Source organism: Herpetosiphonaceae bacterium, from assembly GCA_036374795.1.
Classification (GTDB): domain Bacteria; phylum Chloroflexota; class Chloroflexia; order Chloroflexales; family Kallotenuaceae; genus LB3-1.
Map to the genome: position 1 here is coordinate 83,135 of DASUTC010000265.1, position 22,921 is coordinate 106,055.

General features: G+C 62.9%; 18 protein-coding genes. 6 read left to right on the forward strand and 12 right to left on the reverse strand.

The genetic code is table 11. From position 1 onward, the window contains the following. Window positions 1-106: 106 nt before the first annotated feature. Window positions 107-2,845 carry a GAF domain-containing protein gene (locus VFZ66_20240; GenBank protein ID HEX6291524.1) on the reverse strand — a complete coding sequence of 913 codons (2,739 nt, stop codon included), beginning with the start codon at window positions 2,843-2,845 and terminating at the stop codon, window positions 107-109. 89 nt (window positions 2,846-2,934) lie between these two features. After that, window positions 2,935-4,074, reverse strand: coding sequence for a DNA-processing protein DprA (dprA, locus tag VFZ66_20245; GenBank protein ID HEX6291525.1), 1,140 nt, complete (start codon window positions 4,072-4,074; stop codon window positions 2,935-2,937). Between the two features lie 163 nt (window positions 4,075-4,237). Here dprA and VFZ66_20250 point away from each other — a divergent pair, with 163 nt between their 5' ends. Next, complete coding sequence (locus tag VFZ66_20250; GenBank protein ID HEX6291526.1) at window positions 4,238-4,777, forward strand: CAP domain-containing protein; 540 nt, start codon at window positions 4,238-4,240, stop codon at window positions 4,775-4,777. A gap of 147 nt (window positions 4,778-4,924) precedes the next feature. Here VFZ66_20250 and VFZ66_20255 read toward each other — a convergent pair whose 3' ends face one another. Beyond that, the gene (locus VFZ66_20255; GenBank protein HEX6291527.1) at window positions 4,925-5,332 is read right to left on the reverse strand and encodes a transcriptional repressor; all 408 of its coding nucleotides are present in this window, start codon (window positions 5,330-5,332) and stop codon (window positions 4,925-4,927) included. 155 nt (window positions 5,333-5,487) lie between these two features. After that, on the reverse strand, window positions 5,488-8,247 hold the full coding sequence (locus VFZ66_20260) for a transglycosylase domain-containing protein (GenBank protein HEX6291528.1): 2,760 nt from the start codon (window positions 8,245-8,247) through the stop codon (window positions 5,488-5,490). 220 nt (window positions 8,248-8,467) lie between these two features. Here VFZ66_20260 and VFZ66_20265 point away from each other — a divergent pair, with 220 nt between their 5' ends. Further along, complete coding sequence (locus tag VFZ66_20265; GenBank protein ID HEX6291529.1) at window positions 8,468-9,751, forward strand: trypsin-like peptidase domain-containing protein; 1,284 nt, start codon at window positions 8,468-8,470, stop codon at window positions 9,749-9,751. A 116-nt stretch (window positions 9,752-9,867) separates the two neighbouring features. Here VFZ66_20265 and VFZ66_20270 read toward each other — a convergent pair whose 3' ends face one another. The 4 genes from VFZ66_20270 to VFZ66_20285 all read right to left on the reverse strand — a co-directional run bounded on the left by VFZ66_20270 (window position 9,868) and on the right by VFZ66_20285 (window position 13,033). Continuing rightward, window positions 9,868-10,452, reverse strand: a complete 585-nt coding sequence (locus VFZ66_20270) for an SCO family protein (protein ID HEX6291530.1) — start codon at window positions 10,450-10,452, stop codon at window positions 9,868-9,870. A 92-nt stretch (window positions 10,453-10,544) separates the two neighbouring features. Then, the gene (folP, locus tag VFZ66_20275; protein ID HEX6291531.1) at window positions 10,545-11,894 is read right to left on the reverse strand and encodes a dihydropteroate synthase; all 1,350 of its coding nucleotides are present in this window, start codon (window positions 11,892-11,894) and stop codon (window positions 10,545-10,547) included. A 92-nt stretch (window positions 11,895-11,986) separates the two neighbouring features. Then, on the reverse strand, window positions 11,987-12,295 hold the full coding sequence (locus VFZ66_20280; protein ID HEX6291532.1) for a hypothetical protein: 309 nt from the start codon (window positions 12,293-12,295) through the stop codon (window positions 11,987-11,989). Window positions 12,296-12,379: 84 nt separating this feature from the next. Continuing rightward, window positions 12,380-13,033: a DedA family protein gene (locus VFZ66_20285; GenBank protein HEX6291533.1), complete on the reverse strand. Its 654-nt coding sequence runs from the start codon at window positions 13,031-13,033 to the stop codon at window positions 12,380-12,382. 125 nt (window positions 13,034-13,158) lie between these two features. Here VFZ66_20285 and VFZ66_20290 point away from each other — a divergent pair, with 125 nt between their 5' ends. The 3 genes from VFZ66_20290 (at window position 13,159) to VFZ66_20300 (ending at window position 14,077) form a co-directional block, all read left to right on the forward strand. Beyond that, window positions 13,159-13,344, forward strand: a complete 186-nt coding sequence (locus VFZ66_20290; protein ID HEX6291534.1) for a BrnT family toxin — start codon at window positions 13,159-13,161, stop codon at window positions 13,342-13,344. Between the two features lie 93 nt (window positions 13,345-13,437). Next, window positions 13,438-13,731 carry a hypothetical protein gene (locus tag VFZ66_20295; protein HEX6291535.1) on the forward strand — a complete coding sequence of 98 codons (294 nt, stop codon included), beginning with the start codon at window positions 13,438-13,440 and terminating at the stop codon, window positions 13,729-13,731. A gap of 109 nt (window positions 13,732-13,840) precedes the next feature. Next, window positions 13,841-14,077: a hypothetical protein gene (locus VFZ66_20300; GenBank protein HEX6291536.1), complete on the forward strand. Its 237-nt coding sequence runs from the start codon at window positions 13,841-13,843 to the stop codon at window positions 14,075-14,077. Between the two features lie 113 nt (window positions 14,078-14,190). Here the strand turns inward: VFZ66_20300 and VFZ66_20305 are convergent, their stop codons facing one another. The 3 genes from VFZ66_20305 to VFZ66_20315 form a co-directional block, all read right to left on the reverse strand. Beyond that, window positions 14,191-15,210 carry an ATP-binding cassette domain-containing protein gene (locus VFZ66_20305; protein ID HEX6291537.1) on the reverse strand — a complete coding sequence of 340 codons (1,020 nt, stop codon included), beginning with the start codon at window positions 15,208-15,210 and terminating at the stop codon, window positions 14,191-14,193. A 257-nt stretch (window positions 15,211-15,467) separates the two neighbouring features. After that, window positions 15,468-18,092 (reverse strand): GAF domain-containing protein, encoded by a 2,625-nt coding sequence (locus VFZ66_20310; protein ID HEX6291538.1) that lies wholly within the window; start codon window positions 18,090-18,092, stop codon window positions 15,468-15,470. A 377-nt stretch (window positions 18,093-18,469) separates the two neighbouring features. After that, a complete protein-coding gene (locus VFZ66_20315) occupies window positions 18,470-19,447 on the reverse strand; it encodes a DUF4349 domain-containing protein (protein ID HEX6291539.1) in 978 nt (325 codons plus the stop codon). A gap of 173 nt (window positions 19,448-19,620) precedes the next feature. Between VFZ66_20315 and VFZ66_20320 the strand changes: the two genes are divergently transcribed. Next, window positions 19,621-21,801, forward strand: a complete 2,181-nt coding sequence (locus VFZ66_20320) for a DUF2298 domain-containing protein (GenBank protein HEX6291540.1) — start codon at window positions 19,621-19,623, stop codon at window positions 21,799-21,801. A gap of 57 nt (window positions 21,802-21,858) precedes the next feature. On the opposite strand, the gene VFZ66_20325 is transcribed toward VFZ66_20320, so the two are convergent. Beyond that, window positions 21,859-22,921, reverse strand: a 1,063-nt coding sequence (locus VFZ66_20325; GenBank protein HEX6291541.1) for an amylo-alpha-1,6-glucosidase, incomplete at its 5' end; no start/stop codon positions are given.

The following is a 22,921-nucleotide window of genomic DNA, read 5'->3' on the forward strand; positions in this document are numbered from 1 at the left end:
GCCTGTTGGGAAACAGCCGCTCCCAAGTTTCGCGTGCAGGCCCTCACCCCGGTCGCGGTGCCCATGCTCTAAGGGCACCCGCATGGCACCCGGTTCTTAGTTCTGTTTAGCTCTTGGCTCTTCGCTCTTCGTCACGGATCGGCAGCAGCGGCAGCCGGATCAGGAACGTCGACCCACGCGCGCTGGTCGATTCGAGCGTCAGCGTGCCGCCGTGCCTGGTGACGATCTCGCGGCTCAGCGCCAGCCCGATCCCCAGGCCGCCGTACTCGCTCGCCACGACGTTCGCGCCACGGTAGAAGCGCTCGAAGAGCCGCTCGCGGCCCGTCTCAGGAATCCCGATGCCCTGATCGCTGACGCGCATGAGGGCCTGTCCAGCTTCACGTGTCAGCGCCAGCGTGATCGTGCCGCCTTCGGGCGAGTACTTGATCGCATTCGACAGCATATTGTCGAGCACCTGCTCCAGCCGAGTCCGATCGGCGCTGACAAACATCGCGGCGGATGGAGCCGTCCGCACCTCGATCGTATGGCGCTCGGTCATCGACTGTGCGCGCTCGCCTGCCTCCCTGGCGAGGATCGTGAGGTCGAGCGGCGAGAAGAGCAGTGGCAGCGCGCCGGTTTCGAGCCGACGAATATCCAGCAGATCGGCGATCAGCCCTTCCATGCGCAACACCTGCTGCGACACACCCTCTAAGTTGCGCAGCACCTCCTCCGGCGCCGCACCGCGCAGCAGCCGCCGTCTCGCCAGATCGTTCAGACCCCTGATTGATGTGAGCGGCGTTTTCAGCTCGTGGCTCACAATGGACAAAAACTGATCTTTCTCGGCCTCGATTTGACGTCGCTGCGTGACATCCCGCAGCACCAGCACCGCGCCAAGCTGCGCGCCGTCCGGCCCGATGATCGGCGACGCGCCGCCGCTGGCGATCACCTCGCTGCCATCGGCCCGGCGGATCTTCCATTCCGCATTCGTCACCGTCTCGCCATACAGCACCGCCCGGCTCAGCGGCAGCTCCAACGAGGGATAGGCTGTACCGTCAAGACGAAGCAGGTGATACGCCGCGCTATACTCATCGGGCGCTACATCCAGCTCCGAGATACCATGCAAGGTTGCGGCGTAGCGATTGATCAGCACAATCTTGCCATGCCGGTCGGTGATGATCACGCCCTCGCCCATCTGCGAGATGACGGCCTCTAGCTCAGCAGCCTTGGCCCGGAACAGCTCCACCAACTCCTCGTTTTCGCGGCGAGTGGCGACTACATCCGTTATATCGCGCGTCACCGTCACCGCCGCGCGGATCTTCCCGCTCGTATCGCGCACCGGGCCGCTGGAGATCAGCACCGGATGATCGACGCCGTCGGGAGTCCTGAAGATCGCCTCCATATTGGTGACAACCTCGCCAGCCAGCGCGCGGCTAGTCGGCGCTGTCTCCCGCGTGACCGGCGTACCATCCGGCAGGCGCACATTCAGCAGCGACAGGCGGGCGTCGAGATTCGCAAACGAGCTATCGTGACCGGCGATCCGTAGCGATGCCGCGTTGACGTTGAGCGTCCGGCCCTGCTGATCGGCGATGACCACGCTGTCGGTCATCGCGTCGAAGATCGCCTCTAGCTCGGCGGCGCGAGCATAGGCCGACTCCAGCAGCCGGGCACGCTCGATCGCCAGCGCGCACTGCGCCGCCAGCAGGCTGGTGAAACGAATATCCTCTGGCCGCAGCATCGGCGGCGTGTCGAGGTAGTTGACGAAGGCCATGCCCACAAAATGGCCCTGCGCCAGCAGCGGCACGAATAGCGACGCCTCTACGCCCAGCGCCTCGAACCAGCGGCGCTCATCGCCGCGCCGCTCCTCGAACAGCACCAGCAGCGGCTCCTGCGCGGTAATCGTCCGTGCGATATTTGGCGAGCTTTTGATCGACACCGTTGCGCCGATCCGTGTCAGGCCATCAGCCCGCGTCTGAGCAGCGCCGACAAGCGACGTACCATCCTCGCTCGCCAGCCAGATCGCGCCCTCGTCGGCGTTAAGCTGCTCGATCAGGCTGGCGATCGTGCGCTTCAGCGTATCGTCCAGATCGTGGCCGCCATTCACGCCCGCTACCACATCGCTGATCACCGTCGCCCGCGCCCGCTCCTGCTCGACCTGCGCAAAGAGCCGCGCGTTCGACAGCGCGACCCCGGCCAGCGCCGCTAGGGACTGAGCGAAAAAGACCTCGTCCTCGTCCACCGGATGCGGCTGATCGGTCCAGATGAACGGCATCAGGCCAAAGACCTTGCCGTCGGGGCCGGACAGGCCGACGTTGATCAGCGTGCGCGTATTGAAAAAACGAAAGGCTTCGGGATTGCTCAGCGGATGCGTCTCGGTATCGCCGACCACGATCGGCTCAGGCTGCGTCAGGGCATAGCGCAGCAGCGGAATATCGTCCACGTGGATCGTATTGGCATAGAACAGGGTGTGGACCGTGATGGGATCGTTGACATCGACGGCAAAGAGCGGCTCAAGATACGTCCGGGTCTGATCCACCAGATAGATCGCACAGCGATCACAGCCGACGATGCGGGCGGCGGCGTCGACGACCGTCTCGGCGACGGCGTGCAGATCGAGCGAGCTGCTGATCGCCCGCGCGACATCGACGACCACCCGCTGCGCGTCGCGCTCGCGCCTGGTATCGTTGCGCGATTGGGCGAAGCGCAGAATATCTTGCCGGGCATAGCGGCGCACACCGCGCGGCCCGATCCGATGCGACCGCAGCTTGCCCTGCGCATCCCAGCGCCGTAATGTTTCAGGATGCACGCCAAGCACCGAGGCCGCTTGACGAATCGTTAGCACCTCAGGCAGATGTTCCGCCAGCGTCATGCGCAGCTCCCAACATTCGACATTCTTCAACAGGAGGTATTGTAGAACGAATATCGGTAGCTCACAAGGGACGATCCGTGGAGGAGACGTTATCCGGGCGTGGGTGGATCACACTCGCTCGCGGCAGCCTGATACGGCTCCGGCTCCTCGCGCACCAGCACATAGTGCATCCCGCCGACCTGCCGCACGACGCCCTTTAGCTCAAGCAGCGTCAGCGTCGCGGAAACGACCGGCTGCGGCAGCGCGCTCTCGCGGGCGATCACATCGATATGACGCGGCTCGGCCTCGACCAGCCGCAGCAGCGCGCGCTCTTCGGGAGTCTCAGGCATCGCCGCTGCGATCGTCTGCTGCTCGTAAGCCGATTGCAGGTTGAGCGCCTCCAAGATGTCATCGACACACGTCGCCAGCGTCGCGCCATCCTTGATCAGCCGATGCGTGCCCTCGGAGCGCTGCGAGAAAATATTGCCCGGCACCGCCAGCACCTCGCGGCCCTGCTCCACAGCGAACTGCGCCGTGATCAACGCGCCGCTCCGAGATGCCGCCTCGACCACCAGCACGCCCAGCGCCAGCCCGGCGATCAGCCGGTTGCGCGGCGGAAAGTTGGTAGCCGCAGGCAGCGTTCCAATCGGATACTCCGAGATCAGCGCGCCCTGCTGCACGATCGCGGTGCCAAGCTGCTGGTTCGTGAGCGGGTAGATCTGATCGACGCCGCTGCCCAGCACCGCCAGCGTGCGACCTCCAGCCGCCAGCGCCGCGCTGTGAGCTACCGCGTCGATGCCCAGCGCCAGGCCGGAGACGATCGTCACGCCTGCCGCCACCAGGCCGGAGACGAGCTTGCGCGCTGCCTCTTTACCGTACGCGCTGGCCTGCCGCGTGCCCACCACCGCCAGCGCCCAGCGATCCATCTCGGTGAGCGTGCCGCGCACATACAGCAGAAACGGCGGATTGGTCGTCTGCGCCAGCAGCGCGGGATAGGCCGGATCGTCGCGCGAGATCAGCCGAATGCCAGCGTCGATCGCCCGCTCGTACTCCGCCTCCAGATCGAGCGTGCGGCGCGTCTGCACCAGCGATTCGATCGAGCGCTGATCAAGACCCGCCGCGATCAGCTCGCCCGCCGATGCGTTCCACGCCGACTCAAGCGAGCCGCAATGTGCTATGATCCGGTCAAGTCGCGCCGGGCCAATGCCTGGCACGCGATTGAAACCAAGGTAATACAAAATCGAGTCCACGCTTCACCGCCTCCCGCCACGTCGCGTTGTGCGGCAAGCGTAGCAAATCTGTCGGAACAGAGCCAGCAGAAAAAGCAGGACTTCCGAGCTATTGGTTGCTGGGTAGTCGGTGGTTACACTACATCACCACAGACCTGGCACACCAACGAAAGGAGCTGTCGCCATGCGTCGATGTGCTCGCACCGGCCTTGCCGCCGTGATCGTTAGTATAGTTCTCGTGCTTGTTGGAGCGCCGCAGGCCGTCTCCCCGGCTCGCGCTGCCTCGACCTACCGCATTTTTACTCCGATTGCTACCGCGCCGCCGCCGTTCTGGTCAACTCCTGAGCTACAGGCTGTCGATCTGATCAACCAGCACCGCCGTGCGAATGGCTGCGCGCCGGCCCAGCTTAGCTATGAGCTGAGCGTCGCCGCCAAAAACCACAGCCGCGACATGGCCGAGCATAACTATTTTAGCCACACCGGGCGGAACGGCAGCACCTTTGGCGACCGCGCCAGAGCCGCAGGCTATCCCTACTGGCCCAGCGGCGAGATCATCGCGGCGGGCTACGCCTCGGCTCAGGATGTGGTCAACGGCTGGATCAACAGCAGCGGCCACCGCGCGATCATTCTGGATTGCAACAACGACGACATCGGCATCGGCTTGCATGTTCATGCGGGCAGCCAGTGGCAATACTACTGGACCGGCGTCTTCGGGCAGCGCTAACGCGCCGTGGGGGCACGGTTTGGTGAGGCCCCAAAAATTCCGCTGTTTCTACAGTGACCGGGGTGTATGCCATACGTCTTACAAGGTTAATAAACGACCGGCTGAGCTAGCTCAGCCGGTCGCTTGTTTCAGATCACAGACGCGATATTACTGCTGTGTGGCACAGCCCTCGCACAAGCCGGTAAACGCCGTCGCGTGCCAGTCGATGCGGAAGCCCGTCGCGCGCTCGATGATCGCGTAGGCCAGCGCGTGGAGCGGCGCTTCGACATCCAAAATCTTGCCGCAGCGATCACAGATGGCGTGATCATGGCGTGTTACATTGGCATCGTAGTGAGCAGCGCCGTCTTTATCTCGATATACTTCTTGAGCCAGGCCATGCTGAACCAGCCAGTCCAGCGTGCGGTACACCGTGGCAAAGCCGATCTGCGGCTGCCGCTCGCGCGCTGCAATAAACACATCCTGCGCCGTAGGATGGGACTTTGTAGAACGCAAAACTTCTAGCACAACCTGGCGATTGCCGGTCATCCTTAGCTCAGTTGTCGGCTGCTTCTCCATGGGGGTTTTGCTTCCTCTTTAGCACAAGCACAACCAAGTTGCTCGTCGTGAACCAGTTTCATTGTAGCGTCCGCATCAGGCGTTGTCAACCATATGTGGCCGTCTCGTGATGAGTTTCACGAGGTCGATGCCCGGCGTGGCTCAACAAGGGGCGGCTACTGGACCAGCACGACGACGGGCGGGCTGACGACGCGCTTACCATCGGCGTTATAGACCGCAGCCTCCAGCGTATGCCGACCCCGTCCGGTTGCGCGCCAGTTCCAGCTTGCGGCGGTATGCGCCGTGCTGCCGATCATCTGCCCATCGACAATAAACTCGACGCGCGTGACTGGCCCGCTGGCCTCGACCATCAGCTGCACAGTGGTGCCCGGCGCGATCGTCGTGTCCGGCGCGGGCTGGATCAGCCGCACCGTCATCTGCTCATGGTCGATGCGAACCGTGGAGCGGGCGGTCTGCGGCGGATTGCCGGGCAGCACCACCTCCAGTTGCAGCGTATAGATCCCGCTCGGCAGCGCGTCGGTATTCCACATGCCCAGCAGCCCGTGTGCGACACCGCCGGGGCCGCTCGCGATCGTCGTCCAGCTCGTGGGCTGAGCGCCCGCGCCGTAGAAGAGCGTGTACGCGCCCGCCGCGCTGCCCTTGATGCTGATCGTGCTGCCGACCGTCATACCAGCGGCAGGCGACTCGATCGCCGCGACCACATCGGGGCTAGCCGGCGTCTGCGTGCCAGCCGCCGAAGGAGCGGCGCACGGCTGCGTTGGCGGCTGCTCGCCGCGCCAGCCGCGCGCCTCCGGCGGCGCGACCAAAAACGTCTTCTGGCGGCGCTCCGACTGAGGCGTGAAATCCGTCGCCAGGCACGAGCCGTCGCCGCCGACGGTGACGGTGATATACTGGCCCGGCTGCGGCTTGGGCTGCGCGCCATCTACAAAGAGCTCCGTGATCGCGTCCGCGCACCCGTTGGCGATCACGCCCGTCGAGCGGCAGATCTGCGCCTCTTTGACGTTCGGCGGACGCTCGAACTGCTCCGGCGGCTTGCCCTCGTGCGTGCGCTCCATGATCTCGCGCCAGATCGTGCCCGCGCCGTTCGAGCCTGCAACCTCCTGCATCGGCGTGTTGTCGGTGTTGCCGACCCACACCCCGACGACCAGATCGGGCGTGTAGCCGACCGCCCAACTGTCCTTGAAGTCGTTCGAGGTGCCGGTCTTGACGGCGGCAGGCCGATCATCTTTGAGCCGCATCACGCTGTTGGGTCCGAACATCGGCGTGCGCGCGTCGTTGTCGCTCAGGATGCTGGTGATCAGGTAGGCAATCGCATCGCCGTACGGGCCGAGCACCTGCGTGCCGGTTGGCGGCTTGTAGCTGTAGAGCACCTCGCCGTGATTGGTGGCGACGCGCAGGATCGACACGGCTGGCCGCGCCCGACCCGCGTTGGCGAAGGTAGTGTAGGCCGTCGCCAGATCGAGCAGCTTAACCTCGCCCGCGCCCAGCGCCACCGCCAGGCCGTAGCGCTCGCGCTCTTGCAGCGTGGTAATGCCCATGCTGTGTGCCAGATCGAGAAACGCATCCACCCCGATAAATTGCAGCGCTTTGACCGCCGGAATATTGAACGAGTTCGCCAGCGCCTGCCGTAGCCGCTGCGGGCCGTGGAAGCGGTTATCGTAGTTCATCGGCTGATAGCCGTTGACGTTCAGCGGCGTATCCCAGATCACCGTGGCCGGAGTCCAGCCGTTGGGCTGCATCATCGCGCCCGCGTAGACGATCGGCTTGAGCGCGGAGCCGGGCTGTCGCGGCGCGAGCGTCACGTTGACCTGCCCATCGATCGCCGCATTGTTGTAATCGACCGAGCCGACCATCGCCACGATCTCGCTCGTCTTGGGATCGATCACCACGACCGCCGCGTTGTGCGCGTCGCGGGCTTGCAGCTCCGCCATCCTGGCCCGCGCGACTTCCTCAGTCAGCGATTGGATCGCCGGATCGAGCGTGGTGATCACCCGCAGACCACCCCGGCGCAGCAGATCCGCGCCGTACTGCTGCTCAAGCTGATCGAGCACATAAAAGACCCAGTGCGGCGCGCGAATATCGACCGTCGATGGGCGCAGCGTCAGCGGCGCGGCATAGGCCGCGTCGGCCTGCTGGCGCGAGATGCGGCCCTGCTTGACCATCAGATCCAGCACGATGCGCTGGCGAGCTTTCGCTGCGTCGGGCGCGTTGAGCGGGTTAAGTTCCGAGGGCGACTGTACCAGACCGGCCAGCAGCGTCGCCTCAGGCAGATCCAGCTCGCGGGCGGGCTTGCCGAAGTAGCTCTGCGCGGCAGCCTCGATGCCGTAGGCCATATTGCCGTAATAGACCTCGTTGAGGTAGAACGACAAGACCTGCTCTTTGGAGTACTGGCGGCTCAGATGAAACGCCAGGATCGCCTCGCGAATCTTGCGGTCGTACGATTGCTCGGCGCGCTCCTCCGGCGGCAGCAGCACGTTGCGCGCCACCTGCTGCGTGATCGTCGAGCCGCCCGACATGATCGTGCCCTGCCGGTTGAGCCAGAGCGCGCGCACGATACCGCGCAGATCGACGCCCGGATTATCGAAAAAATCCGCGTCCTCGACCGCAATCGTCGCCGCCTTGACCGCCCAGGGCACCTGATCGAGCGGCACAACCGTGCGCTGGCCCGCGTCGAAGACCTCGTAGAGCAACGTCTGTCCGTCGCGGGCATAAATCCGCGTCGTCTCGAACGGGCGATGCGTCGCAAGCTGGCTGGGGTCCGGCAAGCCACGGCTATAGTAGCGATACACCGACAGGCCAATCACCGCCGCGATCAGGGCGCCCAGCAGGATCGCCTCGCACAGCCGCAGCAGCGCCAGGCCCAGCAGGCCAAGCGGTGACGAGCGATCGGTGCGATCTGTCAATGGAGCGCGCATCTGTACCCACCTATCTATCAGTGTACCCTCAGATCGGCAGCGCCGGGTAGCCGCCCCGGTACCATGCTCGTGCCTGAGCGCAGGTTTTCAGCTTTGCCAATCGAACGCTTGACCATAATCGAACATTTATTTTACCATGCATATAGAAATCACCTGGGTTTGAGTGGTAAAATACAAGAACGTACCCTGTAGAGGATACCTTTCACGATAAGAGGTTTGCATGTCACGTCGCGCAATCTTGCTGCTACCATTGTTGATTGTACCTGTAATTATCGGCGGCATCGTCGCCGGTCTGAGCTTTGTATTGCCGCAGCTGGCAGCGCTGCCCGCCGCGCCCGCCGCGCAGCCAGTCGGGGCTTCCACCAACTCGATCTCGGACGCGCGCAACGAGTCCAAGCCCGTGCCGACGCTCCAGCCCAACCAGACGGCTACCTTCGACGCCGAAGATCAAATCTTGACGACGCTCTTCAAAGATCGCAGCCCGGCGGTTGTCGCCATTCGTATCCAGGGCACCAGCCTGGATGAAGCGGAAACGCCGTTCAACTTGCCCGACGAATCGCCGGAGCCGGGAGCGCCTGATTTCAACTTCGAGGCACAGGGATCGGGCTTTTTGCTGGATAGCGAGGGGCATATCGTCACCAACAACCATGTCGTCGAGGGAGCGAAAATCATCGAGGTTTCGTTTACCAACGGCATGGTCGCCCAGGCCCAGGAGGTGCTCACCGATCCCGACTCCGATCTGGCGGTGCTCAAGGTCGATCAGGCGCAGATCCCAGACGGCGTGCAGCCGCTACCCCTGGGTGACTCGAAAGAGGTGCAGGTGGGCCAGCGGGCAATCGCGATCGGCAACCCGTTCGGTCTGCGAACCACGCTCACGGTCGGCGTCGTCAGCGCGCGGGGCCGCACGGTTCAAAACCGGCGCGCGACGACCGGCGGCGCGTACAGCATTGCGGACATCATCCAGACCGACGCGGCGATCAATCCTGGCAACTCCGGCGGCCCGCTGTTCAACAGCCGGGGCGAGGTGATCGGCGTCAACACGGCGATCCGCTCCGAGGGCGGCACGTTCGAGGGCGTGGGCTTTGCTGTTCCATCGAACACCGTGCGCAAAGTGACGACCGCGCTGATCACCAAGGGGCGCTACGAGCATCCGTATCTCGGCGTCGGCTTCGATCCCAACCCGGTCACGGCGGTCGTGGCAGACGAGCTGAAGCTGCCGGTGAAAAGCGGTGTCTTTGTACGCAGCGTGGTCCAGGGTGGCCCGGCGGACAAAGCGGGCTTGCAGGCCAACACCGACGAGAGCGCAACCGTCAACGGCACGCAGTACCCGATCAAGAGCGACATCATCATTAAGATCAACGATCGCACGGTGATCACCAGCGAGGATATTATCGACTACCTGGCGACGGATACCGAGGTCGGGCAGACGGTAACGCTGACGATTTTGCGCGACGGCAAGCAGCAGGAGATCAAGGTGCAGCTCGGAGCACGTCCGCGCAACTAGGCTCGGAGCACGACCGGCTCGCAGCCTCACGCTTGAGTATCCTCGACAAAGCCGCTGGCAGATGACCGGCGGCTTTGGTGTGTTTGCTCATCGATCGGTGTCGGCTTGCGCGGCGGCTAGCTTGAGCGCAGCAGATGCCGGATGTCGTCGGCCATCTGCTGCGGCTGCACATCATGGCTGAAGAGCAGCCGCAGTTGTCCCGCCGGATCGATGACGTACACATACGAGCTGTGCCTGGCCGGATCGAGCGCGCCGTGCTGCGCGTTGGTATCGACGCCCGCGCCGTACTCGCGGCTCAGCTGCTCAAGCTGCTCCGGCGTTGGCCGCAGCCCCACAAACGACGGATCGAATCGATCGAGGTATTGCTTGAGCGCCTGCTCGGTGTCGCGCTGAGGATCGACCGAGATCAGCGCAAAGCGGACCTTCTCGGCGTCGCTGCCTAGCTGCTGCTTGACCTGCTTCCAGTCGCCCATGGTCGTCGGGCAAAAGTCGGGGCAGTTGGTATAGCCGAAGTAGAGCAGCGTCACGTTGCCGCGCTGCGCGCTCAACTGGAAAGGCTGACCGTGCTGATCGGTCAGCGTGAAATCCGCGACCGGCTTCGGCGGGTTGAGCTCGGTGCCGGTGTACTGATAGGGCTGCCCGCAGCCTACCAGCACCAGCGCCGCGATCGTCGCCAGCAGCCGCAAAACGATTGGCTTCATACGATTCCTGTGTCCTGGTACAAACACTGTGAATAGCATCACAGATCAAACGTACCAGCGGTTGCCGGATGCGTCAAGCGGACGGTGCAGGCTTATTCGCTCGTTGCCTGAGCGTCCTGCTGCTCCGCGCTGCCAGCAGTGGCCGGGGCATCGGCTGTGGTGAGACGCTGCCACGCGCCCGGTCGGATGATCGCATCGGTCATACGCGCCACGCGCGCGATCGAGGCGACATCGTGGACGCGCACGATGTCCGCGCCCGCCTGGATGCCGAGCGCCGCAGTCGCCGCCGTGCCCTCGACACGCTCGTGCGGCGGCACTCCGCCGAGCGCCAGCCCAATGAACGACTTCCGCGAGGTCGCAAGCAGCAGCGGATAGCCCAGAGATTTGAACTCGCTGAAACGCCGCAGCAGCTCGATATTATGCGTCGGCGTTTTTCCGAAGCCGGGGCCGGGATCGACGATGATCTTCTCCGGCTGAATGCCATGATCCAGCGCAAACTGGATCGACTCGCGCAGCTCGCGCAGGATCTCGCCCAGCAGATCGGTGTAGGCGACGTGGCGATAGTGCCCGATCTCAACGACGGTCGGCTGTGCGCGCCGGTTATGCATGATGATGATCGGCACCTGACGCTCGGACACCAGCCGTGCCAGCGCCTTATTCCAGCCGCCGCCCGGCAGCCGCAGGCCCCACACGTCGTTGACGAGATCCGCGCCAGCATCTAGCGCCGCCGCCGCGACCTCGGCCTTCCAGGTATCGACCGAGATCGGCAGGTCGAGCGCCTGGCGCAGCGCCGCGATCACCGGCAGCACCCGCGCGCGCTCTTCGTCGGCGTCCACCTGGCGCGCGCCAGGCCGCGTGGACTCGCCGCCTACGTCGAGGAGATCCGCGCCGCTCGCGGCGAAATGCTGCGCCCGCGCCACCGCCCGCACCACTACATCTGTATCGCCGTCGCGAGCCAGGCCATCGCCCGCAAACGAGTCGGGCGTGATGTTGAGAATGCCCATGATGTAGGTCCGCTCGCCCCAGCGAAACGCGCGACCGCGCACCGCCAGCGATCCGCGCTCGGTCGCGTCGTAGGCCGTGAACGTGGCCGCAAGCTGCGCCGCCAGCCCGTGCAGCTCGTCCAGCGGAAACGCGGCCAGCCGCTCCACCAGCGAGCGGTACTGTCGCAGCGTCGCAAAGATCACCATATCGGTCGTCGCGGCTCGATCGCCAAGATAGACGGCGGGACTGATCACGCCGTCGGCGTCCAGCGCCAGCAACTCCTGCTTGACGATGATCGCCGCGACATACGAGAGCTGATCGACGCGCACAACGCGGAAGATGCCTTTGCCCGTCGTCGCCGCGACGCGCTCAGGATACGACTCGATGCGGGCGATTTCGGTCGCCAGCGCGCTGGCCTCGGCAGCGGCCAGCACCCGAACGTTGAATTGCGTAGCCATAGCTTCCAACCGTGCCCTCCAAAAAAGAATGACGCTCCACACGGGAGCGTCGCCACCATCGATCGCGTTTTTTGTACCGCCTGCCGGGAACGCTACGCTCGTCGCGTTCGCCCTGGCAGCAGCCTGCGGAGCCTGCCGGGAGCGCCGCTTTTCTCGCCGATCTCACGCACAAGCTGCCGCTCGACCTTCTCGAACATCTGCTTTTCTTGCTTGATCTCGCGCATGCGCTCTTCGTGCATCTTTTTTAGCTCGCCCTGATAGGATCGCACAAAGACCACCAGCAGCGCCGGTACCGCGATCGGCCACCAGCCGCGCACATCTTCTGCCTGCTTCGCGAAGGTCTTGAGCTGATGGCGCGCGCCGCGTATCAGCGCCAGCCGTCCAGCGATCGTTCGATTCATGCGATACTCCGTGCGCTACATGTTGAATCTTTCGGGCGGAATCTGCCACAGCCTAGCTGTAGCAGATGACATGCCGCCAGCCGCCTACTTCTGCTCAAGCGATGCCGATCGCATGATGCGCGGCTTGACCACGCGCATGTACAGGAAGACGACCACGCCCAGCGCGACCAGCGCCAGCACGAGGTGCTCGTACTGCTTGACGTAGCCCAGCACTAACTGCCAGTTTGCCTGGAGCAGCCAGCCCGCGTACGACAGGATCGCGCTCCAGATTGTGGTGCCGAGCACCGTGTACAACAGGAACTTCGACAGCGGCATGCGATCCATGCCCGCCGGGATCGAGATCAGGCTTCTGATGATCGGGATCAGGCGACCAAAGAAGATCACCAGCTCGCCATGACGATTGAAATAGCCTAGCGATACGTCGAGATCGTTCTCGGAGATGAAAGCGTAGCGGCCCCAGCGCCGCACAAAGCGGCGGATCACGGTTTCGTTGGCCCACGCGCCGAACCAGTAGAGCACCAGCGCGCCGATCACGGAGCCGAGCATGCCCGCGACGATGACCGCAAAAATATTGAAGGTGCCCTCGCGCGCCATAAACCCGGCGAGCGGCATCACAAGCTCAGAGGGGATCGGAGGAAAGATATTCTCGGCGGCCATCACCAGCACGATGCCAGGATAGCCCAGGCCCTCGATGATACGTTGAATCCATTCGCCCAAGCTGCCTAATAGTTCGCCCACGTGTAACCTCACAGGTAATAATCAGCGCGTGCATTGTACGGAGTTGCATCGGGGCTGTCAATGCAGCCCGGCTGATACGCGCTGCACCTCTAGCAAGCCTCTCCAAAGCCATGTACAATGACGGGATGGATGTGGTGTATCGCCTACAAGGTAGCGAGTTTGAGTGGGACGACGAGAAGGCGCAAAGCAATATCGTCAAACACGGAGTTACGTTTGAAGAAGCGGTCGAAGCATGCTTCGACCCGTTCTATCAAACAGGTGATGCATTGGTTGATGATGAGCAGCGTGACTTTATTCTCGCTATTCTGTAGCGCTGCGGTTACTGTTAGTCATTTACACCGAACGTGGAGAACGCACCCGCATCATCTCGGTGCGTCCCGCGACACGGCACGAAAGGAAGCTGGATGAAGAATCGTGATGAAGCGGAGACGCTTCGTATCCGGCCACGTGCGGCAGAGGAAGTGACCATCAATATCCCCGTCGATACGATGCAGACGCTCAAGAAAATCGCAGCTAATCGAGATATGTCCATACAAGCCTTGCTCAAGCTGTATATTGGACAAGGGTTACGCCAGGATGCCGCGCAGTTGTACGCTGACCGCGTATTGGAAATGACCGCCGAAGTGCTCGCACGCCATGTCGAGTCGCAAGATGAGATCGCGGCTATTCTCCATGAGATCCGTAGTAAGGCAGCATAAGCTACCGCTCGACGCCGACGACTTGGCGGCTTTTCGTGCTGTTTTCGTACGGTAAGTATAGCAGTGGGTCGCTCTTGGGGAAGAGTATAACCTTAGTTATACTAGAGGCATGAAGACAGCTATTTCTATTCCTGATGAGTTATTCGAGTTCGCCGAGCGGTTTGCTCAATGGCACGGCTTATCACGCAGTGAGCTGCACGCTACTGCCCTTCGCCAGTATTTGCAGGATCATCGCAGCGAGGCGATTACGCAGCAGCTTGATGCCATTTATGCTGAGGAGCCAGGTACGCTTGATCCCACGCTCACGCGCGCACAGACTCGTACCTTATCAAGGGAAGCATGGTAATGCAGCGCGGCGAGATTTGGTGGGTAGATCTGCCAGAACCCGTCGCCTCCAACGAGGGTATCGGCGACCGATTTTGATCATCCAGTCAGACGACTTTAAGGACACAGCCCGCCCTACCCCGTCACCTCGGCCTCGCCGACAGTCCTGCGATCGGAGCTCATGCCGCCGCTGAACAGCTCGCCGATGATCTCCTCGACCGGCGGCTCCTCGATCGTCACGTCCACGATCGGCAGATCGCGCAGCAGCCGCGCCGCCACCCGCGATGTCTCGTCGCGCCCGACCAGCAGGCTGCCCTCGACGCCATTCAGCGTATCGAGCGTGCCGTAGCGCTCCAGCACCGCACGCTCGATCGGCTGCTCCATCTTGACCCGCACGATCTTATGCGGCGCGACGCGCTCGACCAGCGCCTGGAAGTCGCCGTCGTAGAGCAGCCTGCCGCGATCGATCACGATGATCCGCTTGCAGAGCGCGGTAACATCGGCCATGTAATGGCTCGTCAGCAGCACCGTCGCGCGATGGCGCACGTTATACTCGGCGATGAACTTACGCACATTCGCCTGCATCGTCACATCCAGGCCGATCGTCGGCTCGTCCAAGAACAGCACCCTGGGCCGATGCAGCAGCGCCGCCGCCAGCTCGCACTTCATGCGCTCGCCCAGAGATAGCTTGCGCACCTGCTTGGTCAGCAGCGGCTCAAGGCCGAGCAGATCGCTGAGTTCGGCGACCGTCTGGCGATACTGGTCGTCGGGGATCTCGTAGATCGCGCGGTTGACCTCGAACGTCTCGATCGCGGGCAGATCCCAGATCAACTGCTGCTTCTGGCCCATCACCAGTGTGATCTGGCGCAGAAACTCATTGCGGCGCTCGAAGGGCGTGTAGCCCAGCACGTGCAGCTCGCCGCCGGATGGATGGAGCAGACCGGAGAGCATCTTAAGCGTCGTCGTTTTGCCCGCGCCGTTCGGGCCAAGAAACCCGACCACCTCGCCCTCGTCGATTGTAAACGAAATATCGTCGACCGCGCGCACGTCCTCGTATCGACGACTCACGAACGCGCGCAGCGAGCCGAGCAGACCCGGCGCTTTATGATGCACGCGATAGTATTTCTTGAGATGGGCTACGTTGATCTGCGGCATACACCACCTGACGTTTGAGACGAACTACTGCATGGCAGGATACCACAAGCGATCTCGTGTTGACGCTGGCTCGACCAGCATCGCGATGTTAAAGCAACACAATCGGGGGTTCCTCCAAAAGAGGAAAAACGCCTGGTGATGAGCGTCCGGCAGAGGATAGATGTTCCCAGGCCACCCGATTGCGCTTCAGGTACCATACCAAATCGAGCGCACGCGCGTCAAGCCCTACGCTGCGCTCATACTGCCCGTAACATGTGCTACGTCATCGCTGGCAGCGCAAAGCCGAACACACTACCGCTACCCTCGGTCGATTCGCACCACATACGCCCGCCGTGGAGCGCGACGATCTCCTTGGAGACGCTCAGCCCCAGGCCCATCCCGCCGACCTCGCCCACTGTTTCGCCGTGGGCCTGATACCACGGCTCGAAGATCTGCGCCTGTTTGTCGCGGGGAACGCCCACGCCATGATCGCGCACGGTAACATAGACATCGTCATCGCGCCGCGCCAGCCCAACCTCGATCAGCCCGCCCTCAGGCGAATACTTGATCGCGTTGTCCAGCATATTCTGGATCACATGGCTGATCCGCAGCCGGTCGGCCATCACCTTAAGCTCCGCCGGAGCCTCCAGCGTCAGCTCATGGCGCGATGTCATCGTCTGCGCCTGTGTGACAGCGGTATGCGCCACCGCCACCAGATCGACCACTTCGAGCTGCAGATCCAGGCGGCCTACCTGCATCCGGCTCACGTCCATCAGCTTCTGGACGATATGCACCACCCGATCGGCCTGCGCGTCGATCGTTTGCAGCGCGCGCTGGAGCCGCGAGCGATCGAGATTGGAGCGTAGCCGCATCAGCGCGAGCTGCGTGTAGCCTTTGAGCGTCGTGATCGGCGTTTTCAGCTCATGCGCCGCCGCCGCGATAAAATCGACCCTGAGCTGCTCAAGCGCTTTTTGCTGTGTCACATCGCGCACCACCGCCACCGCGCCGACGACCTGGTCGCTGCTGTCGCGCATCGGCGTAGCCGTGACGGCGACAACCACGGGCGCGTGTGGCCGCCGCTGTGGCTGAAGTGTCAGCTCGGCGCGCACGCTGCGCCCTTCCAGCGCCGACCGCAGACCGAGCGAGTGATGCCGATCAGCACAATCAGCCGCGAACAAGGGCGGAATATCGTCGATCGTCGCAAGCTCGATCGACTGATCGGTCAGGCCGAACATCGTCAGCGCGGCGCGATTCACCGTCAGCAGCCGACCCTCCCGATCGCACGTCCAGACGCCATCGCCCATCGCTGTGAGCGTCGCGCTGAGCTGCCGGGCTTTATCCCTGGCGAGACGGGCCTGTGCCTGCGCCTCACGCCGGGCCGCTACTTGCGCCACGTAGAGCTGTGCCCGCTCAAGCGCCAGCGATACCTGATGCACGAACGGCTCCATCATGCGGATCAGATCGTCGTCCAGGGGCTGCCGGTGGAAGAAGCCGACTACGCCTAGCAGACGATCGCGCGCGATCAGTGGATACCCCGCGAAGCTGCGGATGCCGGTCTGCTCGGCCCAATCACGATCGCCCAGGCCGCGCTCGTCGGGCACATCGTTGGTGACGAACGGCTGGCTCGATGCCGCGATCCTGCCGACGGTGTGCTGACCGAGCTTGATCCGGCCAAACGGCCCACTGGTTTGGGTGTACAGACCAGCGCTGGAGCGCAGCACCAGCTCTTCGGCGATATTGTCGAAGAGCCAGACGCGCGCAAATGTGAATCCCAGCCGATCGACCAGGACATTCGTCACATACTCCACGATCGCCTGGGTGCGTAGCTCGCTCCCAAGGTGCTCGCCGACCTGATTGAGCAGGCGCAGCATCTCGCTGCGGCGACGATCCCGCTCGAAGCTGCGCGCGGTCCGAATCGCCACGGCAGCCTGATCAGCCAGCGACACCAGCAGCGAAACCTGGGCTGAGTCGAACGCCTGCGGCTGCGTCGCATACACCTCCAGCACGCCTCTGACATCATCGCCCAGCAGCGGCAGCGCTACGACCGTGCGTGCCGCTCCGCTGTCGAGCGCCGGGAAGACAAGGCGAGACGTTTGCCGCGTATCCTCGACCACCTGCATCTGCCGGGTGCGTAGTGCCTGCCCGGCCAGCGAGGTTTCGCAGGCAAACGCGCGCGGATCGCTCGCGGCGATATTCACGCCACAGGCCCCGACCGGAACACAGCTCTGGTCGGCATCCGATACCAGATAGACGGCTGCCGCCTGCACGATTCCTTCCGTCACCGCCGCCCCGGCAATCACTTGCAGCATCTCCGCCAGCGACCGCATCGAGTTCAACGCCTCGGCGATACGTTGGAGCAGATTCGCCCGCGCTTCCCGCTGGCGCAGCGCGACGGCCATAGTTTGCAGTTGCCGGTACTGCGCGTTGACCTCCGCCTCCAGCAACTTCTGCGCGGTGACATCGCGGCAGGTAAACGTCGCGCCGATGATCGCGCCATTGGCAGCCCGAAGCGGCGCGATCTCCAACTGACAGAGCAGCGGATCGGTCGCAGAGCAATCGACATCCAGCGTATGTCGCCGCAGCCGCCCCTCGAAGATCGCCTCGCAGACCGTGCGCGTCATCTCTCGCTGCTCGCCCGCGATACAATCGAGCAAATGTTTGCCGATGATCCCCGCGCTGGTAATCGTCGCGCCGCCATGATCGAGCGCAAAACGATCCCACTCGCGGTTAACCATCACGATGCGGAAGTCGCGGTCGATGGCATACACCACGGCTCCAACCGCGTCGAGCGCCCCGCGAGCATACTGATCGGCACTCCACAGCTTGCCGTAATATGGCAGGACGTCTGATAATCGGTCGCTTACAGCATAGACTCTTGCCTGCTTCAGCTTTACACGTTCCATGTATTATCAAATCCATATAGCGATCTTATGTCCGATTTACGAACGCAGAGATAATCGCAAGAAGCGAGCCAGTGGTTGGCAGACAGCGTGTAAAAGAAAAGCAAATCCTTTACTCGATCGACCGCCTCCTGCCACGACCGCACCTTTGCGCTGACATAGCAAAACCACGAGCGCTGCGCTGCAAGCAATGCCCGTGGTGTGTCGGGGAGGAGATGTGCTGATACTTAACTGTGTCTGAAAGAGCCTGCGGCAGCGCGGTACAGTATCCTTTTTTGTGTGCCGGTTCGGGCTTTCAGCGCGAACCGATACACTGATCTCCCTGCACCATGCTGCCGCAGGCTAAACCATCTTGTAGAGCAGCGACCGCGTAGCTTCTGTTAAGGTTGCGGTGTTGGCTGAGTGGGCTGTGGCGCTGGCTGGGCTGGCTGGGCCGTCGGCGTGTTCGGGCGCCGTGATCGCCGCCAGAACCAGAGCACGAGCAGCAGCAGCGGCAGCCAGATGGGCGACCAGATCGCCAGGACGATCAGCACATCGGCGATGACCTGCCCAAACTCAATCAGGTTTTTCGCGGCGGCGGCTGCCGTAGCGCCCGGCGACCACGTCGTGTCGGGCGCGACCACGACGACCGGCTTGCCGCGCAGTGAGACGTTGATCGTCGAGTAGGACGCGCTCTCCTTGAGATAGGTGATGCGGCCCTCCGCCTGCTCGATCTGGCCCTGGATCTCGGTAAGCTGCTGATTGACCTGGAGCGCCTCCTCAACTTTTTGCGCCTGCTTCAAGAAGTCGAGCAGCCGCGCCTCGACCGCGCGCAGGTTACGTAGCCGCGACTCAAGATCGACGAACTCGTCGGTGACATCCTGGCCCTCGACATTCTGCGTCTCGACCTCAAGCGCCAGCTTGGAAACCGCCGCGATTGCCTCATCAAAGCGAGTGGCCGGGACTTTGAACGAGATCGAGGCGCGACGCTGCACGCCGTCGCCGTTGACCTGGGAGCCGAGCACATAGCCGCCGCGACTTTCGGCGATCTGGCGGATCTGGGCTTCGGCGGTGTCGACGTTCTCGACCACCACCGACAGATTCGCGGTCCGAATCACCAGCCGGTTGAACTGGGCCTGCGTATTGCGCGCCGCGACCAGTTGCCCGTCGTTGGCACCGGCGCTGCCTCCGGCTGCCTCCTCTGCGGGCTGCTGGGGAGCGGGAGCGCCGCCGGTTGCCTCGCTGTCGTAGCCCTTCTCGGCGCTTCCCGCAGCCGGGCTGGCAGCCGGAGAGACGGCGCTGGTGCTGGTTCCGGCGCTACGGCCACAGGCTGCCAGCAGCAGCAGCACCAGCAGCGCGATGAAGATCTTGCGTCCCATGATGGACCTCCGCGTGAGTATCTGTGTGATAGCTAGATAACGCTTCGTTTTCGATGAAAGTTCCATGATATACTGGCGCTAAGTGCATTGATCGTATACACCGCAAAAACTGCGCATCCCTCCTTCTCTCCACGCCACACTCCTATGTACCCCGCTAAAATAGGAGATGTTGTATGACTCAGCATCAGTCATCCGATCAGCCTGATCCCGCTCCGCCCAAACCAGCAGATCCGCCTGATCAATCCACTCCGACCGATCAACCCGCTCCGCCCAACCCCGCCGATCAACCCGCTCCGCCCACGCCGCCCGATCCGCCGGACCAATCCACTGCATCCGCTCAACCCAGTCAATCCGGTCAATCAACTCCGACCGGTCAACTCGGTCTGTCCACTTCGACCGGTCAATCCGGTCCGCCCAAGCCGCCTGATCAAACCGATCAACCCGCTCCGCCTACTGCATCTGCTCCACTCGGTTCAGCCAATCAATCCGATCAATCCAATCAATCCGATCAATCCGATCAATCCGATCAATCCAATCAATCCGATCAATCCAATCGACGAGGAGCACGCCTATCAGCCAAGACCATCGTTCGGGGCATTGCCGTAGTTATCGGCCTTATCGCGCTGATCCCATTTTGGCTGATGCTGCAATCGGTGCGCGGCTTTCTGTTTTATAACGCCCAAAACATCCAAGATCCACACACGGGATACGCCTGGCAGTTCATACTGAGCTTTGGCGCAGTAATCGCGCTGCTAGTCCTGATGCTCGCCGTGCTCGACTCGGCCACAGAGGGTGGCCCGATCGGCCATTATGCAGCCGCGCTCACCATCACCGCCGTTTGGATTCCCGCCGTAGCCGCCGCCATCACCGTTGTAGCCTACATTGCGCGCATCGATGTCAGGCCAGCTTGGAATATCCGCTTGAACGACCTGGCGGTGCTTGTCGGTGTGTCGGGTGCGCTCTTCGTCTGGCTACTAGCCGCGCTGCTCATGCGGCGCTGCACCACTCCTGAGCGCATGAACTCGCGCACCTATAACGAGCTTCGTCTGCGGCTATCGCAACTCGACGCGCGGCTGAAGACACTGCGCTCCGAGACGCGCACGGCGAACAAGGATACCTACTACAACGAGGCGCTTGAACACCGCAATGCTATCGCGCACGAGTTTGGATTGGAGTCGCGCTTCAACGAATCGCAAGACAGGATGAAAGATGAGCCGGTTGAAGCGCTGCGCTGGGTGCTTGGCAGCGGATACCTGGGCCTGTGGAGCCGCGTCCACCGCGCCGATGAGGCGCTGTTCGAGGTCAACCCGATCGAGCATGTGGTGAGCGATGGACTCTACGACGATCTGCGCCTCTCCAAATCCAATATCCCTGGACACGAGGAGTTGCAAAAGAAGGTGCAATACGCTCTAGAGGAGCTGAATCCTGCAATCCACAAATATTTCACTCAATGCCCTCCCAGAGCGCGCGATAAGGAGAACACAGGCGGTGAGCAGCAGCAACGAGACAATCACCAGCACGCAGTTCAGCATGCTCCCGGTATCGTCAATGCAGGCACGCCTAGCGTAGTTACTACGCTTCAGGCTCCGAGCGAAACGCCTGATCATCTCCAGCCTAAACCGGAGGGTACGGCGGCGACAGCAGTGGCGCAGGAGGTCGCAGCCTCGAATGGACACGACGCGAAGGCCCTCGGCGAACATGCGCAGCCAACGACCAAGGATCATATTACCGAGCAGCAGGCGCGCAGCATCCTGCGCGAGGTTCGCTGCTCGATCAACACCTACCGTGATAGTCGCTGGGATGGGCTGGTACGCGCGCGCAACCGGCTGATGAAAACAGGGATATTTACCGAGCTATCAACCTACATTCTGCTCTGCGTCGCCATCATCGCCGGTGCTCCCCCGCAGACGATCATCGCGGCAGTAGCCTTCTACCTCGTCGGCGCGATCGTCGGGCTGATTGGCCGCCTGCGCTCCGAGGCCAGGAACGACAAGGCGATCGAGGACTACGGGCTGACCACGGTGCGTCTGATCCACACGCCGCTCTTCTCCGGCCTGGCCGCCGTTGGCGGTGTCGTGCTGATCAACATGCTGCCTGCGGTGCTCAATCAGTTGGCACCCGTCGACGCGGCTCAGAACCGACCGCTTGAGCTTGTACCGCTCGATCTCATCTTCAGCCTCGAAAGCAACCAGATCGGCATCATTATCGCAGCGGTCTTTGGGCTGACGCCCGGCCTGCTGCTCGACCGATTGATGAAAGTGTCCGATCAGTACAAGGCCGATCTCCAGAGCAGCGAGGCATCGGGCACCGCTCATGTGCCGCCATCGACCGGCGGTACACCACGGACGGCCTAGCTCTCCTTACGGTGGGTGCTGCTCCGGCACCCACCGCCCGCGCCTCGCTGCGATCGATCACCGCCCAGGCAGCAGACTCATCAGCGCATCCTTCATCCGCTCCCCAAAGCCCGCCGTCAGCGACCAGGGACTCGGCTGGCGCACGACATGCAGCGTTCCCTGCTGGTCGAGCACGCGATAATCGCTGGCTCCATGCTCCGTCCGGTAGCAGCGCAGCGTGACCACCGCCTGACCGACGTGCAGGTTGCGCAGGGTGATCTCAGGCAGCCACTCCGGCAGATGCGGATCGAGCAGCAGCAGATTCAGAGGCGCGTACGGGTACAGGCCCAGCAGCGATTGCAGCAGACAAAAGACCGCCGACGCCGACCAGGCTTGCGGCGAGTTGGCCTGCGGGTAGAGCGCCGGAAACGGATGATCGGCGTCGCGCTGGTGGCCGCTGAACAGCTCCGGCAGCCGATAAAAATCGAAGAGCGCCGCCGCCTCGAACTGCGCGCGACACAGCGACTCGACATGCTGATGCAGACCGTAGCGCAGCAGGCCCAGCGCGAACGTCGCCTGCTCGACGGGCCAGACCGAGCCGCGATGGTAGCTATACGGATTGTAGGCCGGATTCTCGCTTGACAGCGTGCGGACGCCCCAGCCGGTGAACAGATCGGGAGCCAGCAGGCGGGCAGCCGTACGCTCCACGAGCGACTGATCGACAATGCCGGTAGCGAGACAGTGGCCCGGATTCGAGGTGATCGACCGGATCTGACGTTTCTGCGAGTCGAGGCCGAGCGCAAAGAAGCCCTGCTGCTCGATCCAGAAGCGCTCGTTGAAGCGCTGCTTGAGTTCGCCCGCCTCGTGGAAGAGCCGCCGCGCCTCGTCCTTGCGGTCGAGCCACCACAGCACCTCCGACAGATGCAGCTTGGCAAGATAGACGAAGCCCTGCTCCTCGCACGTGGCGATCGGCGGCTTGACCTGCGCGCCATGCTCGTCCACGATCGCATCGCCCGAATCCTTCCAGGCCTGATTCTCGGCGCCCTGTGTGGAGCGCGTCTGGTACTCGTAGAAGCCATCGCCGTCGAGGTCGCCATCACGATCGAGCCAGCGCAGCGCATTCAAGGCAGGCTCGATTAGC